Below are 11,829 nucleotides of genomic sequence, written 5' to 3'. Positions count from 1 at the left end.
CATGGCAGGGGTGGTGGCCAGCCTGGCAGGGATGGTCCCGGCCGGGAGGGCCCCCGGCCGCTACCCTCGCCCTGTGACCACACCCCTCGCGCGAGCCCTCGACCCGTGACGCGCACGCTGTGGGTCGACGCGGACCTCCGGACGCTGGACCCCGCCCACCCGGTCGCCACCGCGCTGCTCACCGAGGGCGAGCACGTCCTGGCGGTGGGCACGGCTGACGAGCTCCGGGCGCACACCACGGGGATCACGAGCACGATCGGGCTGGGCGGGGCGACGGTCACCCCGGGGCTGGTGGACGCGCACATCCACACGGCGGGCTACGCGCGCGACCTGACCACGGTCGACCTGCGGGCCTGCGCCACGCAGCGGGACGCGCTGGCGACGATCGCCCGTTTCGTCGCGGGGCTCGAGCCCGGCCGGTGGGTCTTCGGCGGCCGGTGGGACGCCAACGACTGGCCCGAGGGGCTGCCCGGCCGCGACGCCCTCGACCGGGTCTGCCCCGACCGACCGGCGGTCCTCCCGTCGATCGACGGCCACACGCACTGGGTCAACTCCCTTGCCCTGCAGCACCTCTCGATCAACGACCACACCCCCGACCCACCCGGTGGCACCATCGAGCGCGACGCCCACGGCCGCGCGACCGGGATCCTGCGCGAGTCCGCCACCCTGGGCGGGGAGCACCTCATGACGCTCCACTCCGGTGACCTCACCCAGCAGCTGCGGGTGGCCCAGCAGCGCCTGCTCGCCGTGGGCCTCACCGGGGTCCACTGCTTCGACGGGGAGGACGCGCGGGCGGCATACGAAAGTCTGCGAGCCGCAGGCGAGCTCGCGCTCCGGGTCCACAAGTCCGTCCCGCTCGAGGCCCTGGATCGGGCGATCGGCGAGGGCCGCCGCACCGGCGACGGGGACGCCTGGCTGTCCACCGGCCCGGTCAAGGTGTTCAGCGACGGTGCGCTCGGGTCGCACACGTGCCACATGGGCGAGCCCTTCCCGGACGGCGGGCACGGGATCGAGGTCGTCGGGGTGCCCGAGCTCGTGGACGTCGTGGTGCGCGCCACGCGGGCCGGGATCAGCGTCGCCACGCACGCCATCGGGGACGAGGCCAACCATCGGGTCCTGACGGCGTATGCCGAGGCCCGGCGTCTCGCGGGGCCGCCGGCCCTGCGCCACCGGATCGAGCACACCCAGCACCTGCGACCGGACGACGTGGCGCGGCTCGCCGCGCTGGACGTCGTCGCCAGCATGCAGCCGACCCACTGCACCAGCGACATCCGGCTCGTCGAGCGGCTGCTAGCCGGCCGGGACCTGCGGTCCTACGCGTGGGCGAGCCTGTTGCGGGCCGGGGCCCTGGTGGTCCTCGGGTCCGACGCCCCGGTGGAGGAGCCCGACCCGATGGCGGGGATCCAGGCCGCAGTGACCCGGCAGGAGCTCGAGACCGGTTATCCACCAGGCGGGTTCGAGCCGCGGGAGCGGCTCGCCGTCGACCAGGCGGTCCACGGCTTCACCGTGGCGCCGGCCCGCGCGGCGGGCCGACCCGCCGGCACCGGGATGCTGCGGCCCGGCGCGGTGGCGGACCTCGTGGCGTGGAGCGGCGACCCCTGGCAGCTGCCGCCGGCCGAGCTGGGTGTGGTGCGGGCGCTCACGACCGTGGTCGGCGGGACGGTGCGTCACACCACGGCGTGACGGGTCAGCCCTCGTCCCCCACGCGAGCCACGTTGCTGGACAGCCCCTGGATGACCCGCGGCTTGGGCGCGATGACCGTGGCTGCTGCAGGGACGTCACGCAGGACGGCGGCGTTGGGCCCGATGGCGGCGTGATCGCCCACGGTGATCCTGCCCGCCACGACCGCGTTGACGCCGATGCTGACGCCGTCACCCACGACCGGAGCCTGCTCCCCGAAGGTGTCGCCCCCGGTCGTCCCGCCGATCGTGCACCCCTTGCGCAGCACGCAGTCGTCACCGATCACCGACTGGGGGTGGACGCCGATGGCAGCCTCCTGGACGACGACACGTCGCCCGATGCTGGCGGTGCGGGGGAGGTCGATGCCGTAGACGTTGACCGAGACCCGGTGGCCCACCGCGTAGGCCAGCTCGGCGCCGCGCCGCTTCCACGTGGGCTCGTCGCGGGCATCGAGGGCCCACCGCCCGAGGCGGTAGGCGGCGAGCGCGTGGAAACCGGGCTCGAGCCACCCGAGGTTGGTCTGCCGGTCCTCCCGGATCGTCTGCAACAGCTGAGAGCCGGCGAGCAGGCGCGTCTTGAGGGGGTTGGCCGGCTCCGCGGCGTCGCGCTGGTGGGTGACGCCGGTCTCCGCGTCCTGCTGCGTCATCGATGCTCCTCCGCGTGCGGCAGCCTGGCTCGCCTTGACACGATCGTGGTCACGCTACGTGATGGTGAGGTGACACCTGCACCCGGGTATCAGCCTATCGGGGAAACCGGGCCAGCACCGGGACCCGCGACGACCGAGAAGGTCACGCCGTCGATCCGCGCCCGCAGCTCGACGTCCCCCGACAGCTGCCGGCCGACCTCCGCCAGCACCAGGTGCAGGGTCTGACGGTCCAGCCCGCGCGGCACGACCACGTCGACCCGCAGCTCGCCCGAGGGTGTCAGACCGCCGACCCGGACGTCGTGGACCAGTCCGTGGAGCCGCTCGTCGGCGACCACGGCGGCCCGGGCCGTGTCGACCGACTCCCCCACCACCACGTCCTGGTCGGCCGGGACCCAGGCGCGTCCCTGGGCGAGGGCGTAGACCATGGACGCCCGCAGCACCCGCGCCTGCTCGTGGCCGAGGTCGACCACGACCGCGTCGCAGCGCTCCTGCACCGCCGCCTGCGCCAGGGTCTGGGCCGTGACCGGCACCGGGCGCGCCGCGGCGTCCCACCCGGTCAGCGCGGTCAGGCTCGAGAACGCCGGCAGCGCCCGCTCCCCGTCCGGGCTGGTGAGGACGACCGTGGCCATGTCGGCCACGGAGTCGGTGCCGGCGGCCGCCTCGTCGCCGGGGGCGGCGACGACGGGCACGAACAACCGGGCCCGGGCCACCGCTGCCAGCAGGGCCTCCTCGTCCGGGTCTGCGAGGGCGGCCGCGAGCAGCGGGTCGACGTTGCCGGTGTCCTGGGCGAAGGGGTTGTCGGTCAGCTCCCGCCCGTGCCACGGCACCCCGCCGGTGTCGCGGCCGGCGACGGGTTCGTGGTCCGCCATACGGCGTCGGATCCTGGGGTCGATCGGGTGGTCGGGCATGGCGGTCAGGGGCGCCCTGCGGCGTCCAGGGCCTGGGGCAGCGTGAAGGCACCCTTGTAGAGCGCGGATCCGACGATCGCGCCCTCCACCCCCTGCGGCACGAGGCCCCGGATGGCGATGATGTCCTCGAGGGTGGAGACGCCGCCGGAGGCGACCACCGGCCGGTCGGTGGCCTGGCAGACCTGGCTCAGCAGGTCGACGTTGGCGCCGGCCATCATGCCGTCCTTGTTGACGTCGGTGACGACGTAGCGGGCGCAGCCCTCGGCGTCGAGGCGCGCCAGGGTCTCCCACAGGTCGCCGCCCTCCTGGGTCCAGCCGCGAGCAGCGAGGGTGGTGCCGCGGACGTCGAGTCCGATGGCCACCTGGTCGCCGAACTCCCCGATGGCGCGCCGGGTCCACTCCGGGTCCTCCAGCGCCGCGGTGCCGATGTTGACGCGGCGGCAGCCCGTGGCGAGCGCCCGCTCGAGGCTCGCCTGGTCGCGGATGCCTCCGCTCAGCTCCACCTGCAGGTCGAGGCGCCCGACGATGTCCCGCAGCAGGTCGTAGTTGGAGCCGCGCCCGAAGGCGGCGTCGAGGTCGACGAGATGCAGCCACTCGGCGCCCTGGTCCTGCCAGGCCTTGGCGGCCTCCCACGGGTCGCCGAACTCGCCGCCGGACCCGGCGACCCCCTGGACCAGCTGGACGGCGCGACCGTCCACGACGTCGACGGCGGGCAGGAGCTCCAGGCGAGGTGCGTCAGTCACGCCCCGACGCTATCGCGCGCCGGGAGGCGTATGCCGCCCCGCCCGACCACCGGACCGCGCGCTGACGCGTCGCTCCCGCCGCTGGCTCCTCGTCCGGCCGCTGTCACCGGGCGACGGTCCCCAGGGCCGACAGCAGCCGGTCGACGTCGTCCTCCGAGGTGTATGGCGCCAGGCCCACCCGCACGCCGACATCGGGCTCGAGGCCCAACCGCCGCCACGCCTCGTAGGCATAGAAGTGGCCGGCCGGCGCGAGTACCCCGTGCTCCAGCAGCCGGCGGCTCACCTCCTCGCCGGGGACGCCGTCGACGACGAGGTAGGAGGTGGGGGTGCGCTGCGCCGCGCGCGACAGCACCCGCACCCCCGGCAGCTCGGCGAGGCCCTGCTCCAGCAGCCGGTGCAGCCAGCTCTCGTGGTCGTGGACGGCTGCCCAGGACGCGGCCAGTCGGTCTCGGCGGCCGAGCGCGTCACCGGGGGCCAGGTCGGCCAGGTCAGCCAGGTCGGCCAGGTCGGCCAGGAGGTCGACGGTGGCCGTGACCCCCGCCAGCAGCTCGTAGGGCAGGGTCCCCAGCTCGAAGCGCTCCGGCACGGCGTCGGTGGAAGGGACCAGCTTGTCCGGGTGCAGGGTGTCCAGCAGAGCGGGGTCGGCGGCCAGGACGCCGCAGTGCGGCCCGAGGAACTTGTAGGGCGAGCACACCAGGGTGTCGACCCCGAGCGCCTCCCGGTCGATGAGCCGGTGGGCGGCGAGGTGCACGGCGTCGACGTGCAGGAGGGCCCCGGCGTCGTGGGCCACGGCCACGGCCGCGGCGACGTCGGGGAGGGTGCCGAGCAGGTTGGACGCCCCGGTCATGGCGACCAACCTGGTCCGGTCGCTGACGACCGCCGTCAGCCGGTCGAGCGGCAGCTCCCCCGTCGCCGGGTCCAGCTCCCACCAGCGCACCGTCGCCCCGGCCCGCTCCGCGGCCGTCACCCACGGGCGGATGTTGCTGTCGTGGTCCAGGGAGGTGACGACGACCTCGTCGCCCTCGCGCCAGCCCTGGGCCAGCGTGCGAGCCAGGTCATAGGTCAGCGTCGTCGAGCTGCGCCCGTGGACGATCCCCCGCGGGTCGGTGCCGAGCAGGTCTCCGCACGCCGCCCGGAAGTCCTCGACGTGCTGCTCGGCGTTGCGCTGGCTCGTGGAGCCGCTCCCGCGGTTGGAGAGCGGGGCGGTCAGCGCATCGGCGATGGCCTGCCCGATCTCCCGTGGCGTCTGGGTGCCGCCCGGCCCGTCGAAGTAGGCCGTGCCCTCGTCGAGAGCGGGGATGCGCGCGCGCAGCGCGGTGACGTCGTAGCTCATGAGGTCATCCTGCCGCGCGGCGTGCAGGTGGACCAGGCGGAGGTCAGCGCAGGGTGGCGACCCAGTTGGCGAGCAGCTGCAGGCCGGCGTCGCCGGACTTCTCGGGGTGGAACTGGGTCGCGGACAGCGGGCCGTTCTCCACCGCCGCGACGAACCGCGCTCCGTGCTCGGCCCAGGTCACCCGGGGCGCCACCACCTCGAACGGCCCGTGCGGGTCGAGCGTCCAGTCCTGCACGGCGTAGGAGTGCACGAAGTAGAACCGCTCGTCCTGCACCCCGTCGAAGAGCACCGTCCCCGCGGGCGCGTCGACCCGGGACCAGCCCATGTGCGGGACGACCTGGGCGGGGAGCCGCTCCACGGTGCCGGGCCACTGGTCGAGCCCGGGCACGGCGCCCTGCACGGACGGCTCCGTGGAGCCCTCGAACATGGCCTGCATCCCCACGCAGATGCCGAGGACGGGCCGCGACCCCGAGAGTCGCACGTCGATGAGGCGGTGCCCGTCGACGGCGCGCAGACCGCGCAGGCAGGCGTGGAAGTTGCCCACCCCGGGGACGAAGAGCCCGTCGGCGTCGAGCACCCGCCGCTCGTCCGCGGTCAGCGTCACCTGCGCGCCGACGCGCTCCAGCGCGCGCACGGCCGAGCGGACGTTGCCGCTACCGTAGTCCAGCACCACCACGTCGGGTGCGCTCACAGCCCCTCCTCCACCTCGGTGTCGAGCCGTTGCTCGTCCGTCACGACCTTCTCGAACCGTTGCACCGCCTCGTCGGCGGGGACCACCAGCTCGGCGCCGGGCAGGTCCCCGGCGGGCTTGCCGCGCAGCACCGCCGCGTGGGGCAGCCCGAGGAGGACCGCCAGGTCCTCCAGCACGTCCGCGGCGGTCCCCCCTGGGTCGCCCAGCAGGTCCCGTATGGCGCCTGGCGCGCCCTCCTGCCGCCCGAACCCGGTCGCCTGCGCGAGGTCCACCGGGCGCGCCAGGGGGAACCCCGTCACGGGCCCGGGCCCCTCGCCCGGCAGCCACTGCACCCACCGCTGGCCGCGGCGCCACCGGCTCGGCCAGCAGGTGATGACGGCGCGGTCGCCGTCCACCCACAGCCCGACGGCGGGCTTGAGCCGGAGCCGGACGGGGTGCGCGGCGAGCATGGCGACCCCGTCGGCGTAGGGCTCGGCGGCGCGGCTCGGACCGGCCGGGACCAGGGCGGTCCAGGGTGTGCCGGGCACCACGTGGACCGGCAGGGTGCCGCGTCGCACCCACCGGATCACCTGCTCACGCCTGCCCCGGACCAGGAGCACCCCGTGCTCCATGACGTCAGAGGGCTCCCTTGGCGCTGGGGATGCCCTGGACCCGCGGGTCGGGCTGGCAGGCGAAGCGCAGCGCCCGGGCGAAGGCCTTGATCTGGGCCTCGACGACGTGGTGGGGGTCGCGTCCGGACAGGACCCGGACGTGCAGCGCGATCTGCGCGTTGTGGGCGATCGACTCGAAGATGTGCCGGGTCAGCGAGCCGACGTACTGCCCGCCGATGATGACGTACTCCTGCCCGGCGGGCTCGCCCTCGTGCACGACGAACGCCCGGCCCGCGACGTCGACGACGGCCTGGGCGAGCGCCTCGTCGAGCGGGACCATGGCGTCGCCGAAGCGCGAGATGCCGCGCTTGTCACCGAGCGCCTCGCGCAGCGCCTGGCCGAGGCAGATGGCGACGTCCTCGACGGTGTGGTGGGCGTCCACGTCGACGTCGCCCTCGGCCCGCACGGTGAGGTCGATGAGCGAGTGCTTCGCCAGCGACTCGAGCATGTGGTCGTAGAAGCGGACCCCCGTGGACACCTCGCCGCGACCGGTGCCGTCGAGGTCGAGGGTCAGCTCGATGCGGGACTCGGAGGTGGCCCGCGTGATGGTGGCGGTGCGGTGGGTGGTGCCGGCGTGCTGCGGGTCGCTCATCAGGGCTCCAGTCGGTGGGTCGGGGCGAGAGCCCGGACGGCCTCGAGGAAGGTGTCGGTCTCGGCAGGGGTGCCTGCCGTCACCCGAAGATAGTGGGGGATGCCGACGTCGCGGACGAGGACGCCCCGGTCGAGCAGCGCCTGCCACAGGCCGTGGGAGTCCGCGACGTTGCCGAAGAAGACGAAGTTGGCGTCGCTGGCGACGGGCGTGAAGCCCAGGTCTGACAGCTCGGAGACCATGCGGTCGCGCTGGTCCTTGATCGCCTCGACGGTGCCGAGCATCAGGTCGGCGTGCTCCAGCGCGGCGCGGGCCACGGCCTGGGTCACCGAGGACAGGTGGTAGGGCATGCGCACCAGCCGCAGCGCGTCGACGAGCGCGGGGTCGGCGGCGAGGTAGCCGAGGCGTCCACCGGCGAGGGCGAAGGCCTTGCTCATGGTCCGGGTGACGACGAGGCGGGGCCGACCGGCCAGGAGCGTCAGGGCGGAGGGGGTGCCGGGGCGGGCGAACTCGGCATACGCCTCGTCCACGATCACCACGGCCCGCGGGGCGGCGTCGTGGACGGCTTTGACCGTGCCGAGGTCCAGGGCGGTGCCGGTCGGGTTGTTGGGCGAGCACAGGAAGACCAGGTGCGGGTCCACCTCGCGGACCTGGGCGACCGCGGACTCCGCGGACAGGTCGAACCGGTGCGCCACGTCGTCGAAGCCCTCGCCGCGGCGCCCGTGCACGAACGCGGTGCCGGTGGTCTCGGTGATGATCGGGTGCATCGAGTAGGCGGGCGTGAACCCCAGGGCGCGCCGGTCGGGCCCGCCGAAGGCCTGCACCAGGTGCAGCAGGACCTCGTTGGAGCCGTTGCCCGCCCAGACCTGCGGCGCCTCGACCGGGACCCCCGAGGTGCGGGTCAGGTAGCCGGCGAGCGCCTCGCGCAGCGTGGTGAACTCCCGGTCGGGGTAGCGGTTGAGGTCGGGCGCGGTCTTGGTGACCGCCTCGGCGACGGCGTCCACGACCACCTGGGGCACGGGGTAGGAGGACTCGTTGGTGTTGAGCTGCACCGGGACGTCGAGCTGCGGCGCGCCGTAGGCGGTGCGTCCCCGCAGGTCCGGGCGCAGCAGCCCCTCGATCTGCACGGCCGCGCGAGACGCGCTGTCGCTCATGCGCGCTCCCCCGCCGGCGTCGGCACCTCGTCGCCGAACCGCGCCGTCACCGCCTGGCCGTGGCCGGGCAGGTCCTCGGACTGGGCGAGTGCCACGACGTGGTGGGCGACCTCGCGCAGCGCGGCCTCGGAGTAGTCGACGACGTGGATGCCGCGCAGGAAGGACTGCACGGACAGGCCGCTCGCGTAGGCCGCGGAGCCGCCGGTCGGCAGGACGTGGTTGGAGCCGGCCGCGTAGTCCCCCAACGACACCGGCGCGTAGGCGCCGACGAAGATGGCGCCGGCGTTGCGCACGCGCGCTGCCACGGCGGCGGCGTCGCGGGTCTGGATCTCCAGGTGCTCGGCGGCGTAGGCGTCCACCACGCGCAGGCCGGTGTCGAGGTCGTCGACCAGGACGATGCCGGACTGGGACCCGGTCAGGGCGGTGCGGACGCGCTCGGCGTGCTTGGTGTCGGGGACCCGCCGCTCGACCGCGGCGACGACCTGGCCGGCCAGCTCCTCGGAGTCGGTCACCAGCACCGATCCCGCGAGCGGGTCGTGCTCGGCCTGACTGATCAGGTCGGCGGCGACGTGGTCGGGGTCGGCGGAGTCGTCGGCGAGGACGGCGATCTCGGTCGGGCCGGCCTCGGCGTCGATCCCGATGACCCCCTGCAGCAGCCGCTTGGCGGACGCGACGTAGATGTTGCCCGGCCCGGTCACCAGGGTCGCGGGCTCGACGGCCTCCGTGCCGCTCGCCTCGTCGGCGGGCACGCCGTAGGCGAACATCGCGACGGCCTGGGCCCCGCCGACGGCATACACCTCCTGCACCCCGAGCAGGTGGCACGCCGCGAGGATGGTCGGGTGGGGGTAGCCGGCGAAGATGCCGTGGTTCTCCCGCTGCGGGGGGCTGGTGACGGCGAGGGAGCCGACGCCGGCCTCCTGGGCGGGCACGACGTTCATGACCACCGATGACGGGTAGACGGCGAGCCCGCCGGGCACGTAGAGGCCCACCCGCTCGACCGGCACCCACCGCTCGGTCACCGTGCCGCCCGGGACGACCTGGGTGATGACGTCCTGCCGCCGCTGCGCGCGGTGCACCACGCGGGCGCGCTCGATGGAGACCTCCAGCGCGGCCCGGACGTCCGCGTCGAGCTGCTCGGCGGCCGCCTCGAGCACCTCCGCGGGCACGCGCAGCCGGGGCGGCCGCACGCCGTCGAACCGCTCCCCCAGCTCCAGCAGCGCCGACGCGCCCCGATGCCGGACGTCCTCGCAGATCGGCCGCACGACGTCGAGGGCCGCCTCGACGTCGAACTCCGCCCGGGGCAACGTCTCTCGCAGCGCACGCGCATCCAGCGTGCGACCGCGCAGGTCGTCGATCGAGAGCATGGGCGCCAGTCTAGGGGCGGGCGCCGACACACCCTCCCGACGTCTCAGCCCGGTCTGTCAGACCCCTCGGGGACAATGGCCCGTATGACGTACCCCCTGGTCCCCGCCCCACCGCGGCCGCCGGACCTGGCGCCCCGCCCCATGGAGTACCCCCAGGTGCTGCGCGGCCCCCGGCACCGCTGGTGGCGGCCGCTGCTCTCGCTGGTGATCCTCGTGGCCGGGACGCTGCTGGTCATGATCCTCGGCATGGTCGCCTCGATGGTGGCCGTGGCCCTGTCCGGCGGCGACGTCGAGAAGTGGGCGCGCTCCGCCGCGGACGCCGCGATGACGCCGGGTCTCTTCCTCGCGACCAACCTCATGCTGGCGGCGCTCATCCCCGTGTCGATGCTGGCCGTGTGGATCGGGCACGGGGTGTCGTCGCGCTGGCTGCGGTCGGTGGTGGGGAGGTTCCGGTGGGGCTGGTTCGCGCGCTGCCTGGCCGTGCTGACCCCGCTCTGGCTGGTCTACACGGGGCTCGGCATCGCGGTCGACGGCGCCCCCGAGGGGGGCCGCCCCAAGGAGTGGCTGGCGCTGCTCGTCATCATGCTGCTGACGACGCCGGTGCAGTGCGCCGGCGAGGAGTTCCTCTTCCGCGGCTGGGTGCTCACCAGCCTCGGGTCGTGGTTCCGGCACCGGTGGATCGCGCTCGCGGTGCCCATGGTCGTGTCCTGCGCAGGCTTCAGCGCGGCGCACGGCAGCAAGGACGTCTGGGTCGTCGCCGACCTGTCGGTCTTCGCGATCACGGCGTGCCTGCTGACGTGGCGCACCGGCGGCCTGGAGGCCGCGATCGCCCTCCACTGCGTCAACAACATGCTGGTCATGGGCATCTCCATCGCGCTCGGGGGCTTCGACCAGGGCTTCATCGACGGCGAGACCACGAGCTCGCCGCTGCCGGTGGTGACGTCGATCGTCGTCATGTCGGTCGCCTACGCCCTGGTCGAGTGGCAGGCCCGACGTGCCGGCATCCAGCGCCGATCCACCCCGCAGATCCCGCCGCCCCCGATGGTCCCGGCGTCCCCGGCCTCACCGGATTCCCCGGCCTCCCCGACGTCGCCGGTCGCGCCCGGCCCGGTGTGAGGTGGGACGGGCGGGGCGGCATACGTGATGTGATGGTGACGTGGGATCTGGATCCTCGCTGGTCACCGTCGGAAGCACCGCGGACGTCGTCCGCCTCGTCGTCGTCGTCGCCCTGCTGACCCTGGCCGCCGCGGCGGTGCACCACTGGGGCCGGCTCGGGCACACCTCCGCCACCGTCACCGCTGCCGCGCGGGCCACCGTCCAGTTGGGGGTCGTCGGGCTGCTGATCGCGGCGGTGCTGCGCAGCTGGTGGCTCACCCTCGCCTTCATCACGCTGATGCTGGGGGTGGCCTCCTTCACCGCCGGCCGACGCATCCTCCCCGGTCACGGGACGTGGTGGGCCGCGCTTCCGGTGTGCGCGGGGGCCGTGCCGGTCGGGGTCGCCCTGGCCGCGTCACGCCTCATCCCGCTGCAACCCATCGCGATGGTGCCGATCCTCGGGATCCTCATCGGCAACGCCATGACCGCGACGACCCTCGCCGGCAAGCGGTCGCTGGACGCGCTCACGTCGCGGCACGGGGAGTTCGAGGCGGCGGAGTCGATCGGGCTGCTCGACCGGGACGCGGCGCTGCTGGTCGCGCGGGACGACGCCGCCCTGGCACTCGTGCCGGGCATGGACCAGACCCGCACGGTCGGCCTGGTGACGCTGCCGGGGGCGTTCGTCGGCACGTTGCTCGGTGGGGCCTCGCCGCTGGAGGCCGCCGCGGTCCAGCTGGTCGTGCTCGCCGCCCTGCTGCTCGTGCAGGCCCTCGCCGTGGTCGCCACCACCGAGCTCGTCGCCCGCGGCCGGATCGGCGACTACGGCCGCCGCACCGACTGACGACCGGCCCTCCCCGCCCCACTCCCCTGGGCGTCCTCACGGGGCCGGCGGATCACCCCCGGTGCGGACTCGCGGCCGGGGCGCTAGCGTCGTGATCGCGGGCGTTCTGCCCTCCGTGCAGTCGTCCTGAGACAG

12 protein-coding genes are annotated in these 11,829 nt (G+C 74.5%); 3 read left to right on the top strand and 9 right to left on the bottom strand.

The genetic code is table 11. The features are described from left to right. Positions 1-105 precede the first annotated feature (105 nt). On the top strand, positions 106-1,683 hold the full coding sequence (locus ADJ73_RS10805; RefSeq protein ID WP_050348271.1) for an amidohydrolase: 1,578 nt from the start codon (positions 106-108) through the stop codon (positions 1,681-1,683). 4 nt (positions 1,684-1,687) lie between these two features. On the opposite strand, the gene ADJ73_RS10800 is transcribed toward ADJ73_RS10805, so the two are convergent. The 9 genes from ADJ73_RS10800 to hisD all read right to left on the bottom strand — a co-directional run bounded on the left by ADJ73_RS10800 (position 1,688) and on the right by hisD (position 9,758). After that, on the bottom strand, positions 1,688-2,326 hold the full coding sequence (locus tag ADJ73_RS10800) for a serine O-acetyltransferase (RefSeq protein ID WP_050348270.1): 639 nt from the start codon (positions 2,324-2,326) through the stop codon (positions 1,688-1,690). Positions 2,327-2,415: 89 nt separating this feature from the next. Beyond that, on the bottom strand, positions 2,416-3,234 hold the full coding sequence (locus tag ADJ73_RS10795; RefSeq protein ID WP_082176927.1) for an SseB family protein: 819 nt from the start codon (positions 3,232-3,234) through the stop codon (positions 2,416-2,418). A 5-nt stretch (positions 3,235-3,239) separates the two neighbouring features. Beyond that, on the bottom strand, positions 3,240-3,977 hold the full coding sequence (priA, locus tag ADJ73_RS10790) for a bifunctional 1-(5-phosphoribosyl)-5-((5-phosphoribosylamino)methylideneamino)imidazole-4-carboxamide isomerase/phosphoribosylanthranilate isomerase PriA (protein ID WP_050348268.1): 738 nt from the start codon (positions 3,975-3,977) through the stop codon (positions 3,240-3,242). A gap of 103 nt (positions 3,978-4,080) precedes the next feature. Further along, positions 4,081-5,310, bottom strand: coding sequence for a cysteine desulfurase-like protein (locus ADJ73_RS10785; protein ID WP_050348267.1), 1,230 nt, complete (start codon positions 5,308-5,310; stop codon positions 4,081-4,083). A gap of 43 nt (positions 5,311-5,353) precedes the next feature. Next, entirely contained in the window at positions 5,354-6,001 is a 648-nt protein-coding gene (hisH, locus tag ADJ73_RS10780; protein WP_050348266.1) for an imidazole glycerol phosphate synthase subunit HisH, read from the bottom strand. After that, positions 5,998-6,600 (bottom strand): hypothetical protein, encoded by a 603-nt coding sequence (locus ADJ73_RS10775; RefSeq protein ID WP_156188208.1) that lies wholly within the window; start codon positions 6,598-6,600, stop codon positions 5,998-6,000. Before ADJ73_RS10775 ends, hisH begins: the two co-directional genes overlap by 4 nt. A 16-nt stretch (positions 6,601-6,616) precedes the next feature. After that, a complete protein-coding gene (hisB, locus tag ADJ73_RS10770; RefSeq protein WP_050348264.1) occupies positions 6,617-7,243 on the bottom strand; it encodes an imidazoleglycerol-phosphate dehydratase HisB in 627 nt (208 codons plus the stop codon). Next, complete coding sequence (locus ADJ73_RS10765) at positions 7,243-8,394, bottom strand: histidinol-phosphate transaminase (protein ID WP_050348263.1); 1,152 nt, start codon at positions 8,392-8,394, stop codon at positions 7,243-7,245. Before ADJ73_RS10765 ends, hisB begins: the two co-directional genes overlap by 1 nt. Continuing rightward, positions 8,391-9,758 (bottom strand): histidinol dehydrogenase, encoded by a 1,368-nt coding sequence (gene hisD / locus ADJ73_RS10760; RefSeq protein ID WP_050348262.1) that lies wholly within the window; start codon positions 9,756-9,758, stop codon positions 8,391-8,393. The genes ADJ73_RS10765 and hisD overlap by 4 nt, the downstream gene beginning before the upstream one ends. Before the next feature lie 84 nt (positions 9,759-9,842). Between hisD and ADJ73_RS10755 the strand changes: the two genes are divergently transcribed. Together ADJ73_RS10755 and ADJ73_RS10750 are read left to right on the top strand one after the other, a co-directional pair. After that, a complete protein-coding gene (locus ADJ73_RS10755) occupies positions 9,843-10,874 on the top strand; it encodes a CPBP family intramembrane glutamic endopeptidase (RefSeq protein ID WP_050348261.1) in 1,032 nt (343 codons plus the stop codon). A gap of 40 nt (positions 10,875-10,914) precedes the next feature. Then, positions 10,915-11,694: an ABC transporter permease gene (locus ADJ73_RS10750; RefSeq protein ID WP_216593628.1), complete on the top strand. Its 780-nt coding sequence runs from the start codon at positions 10,915-10,917 to the stop codon at positions 11,692-11,694. The last annotated feature ends 135 nt before the right edge of the window (positions 11,695-11,829 follow it).

The sequence above is a fragment of the Arsenicicoccus sp. oral taxon 190 genome (assembly GCF_001189535.1).
GTDB lineage: Bacteria > Actinomycetota > Actinomycetes > Actinomycetales > Dermatophilaceae > Arsenicicoccus.
This window is presented reverse-complemented; position numbering and strand designations above follow the sequence as displayed.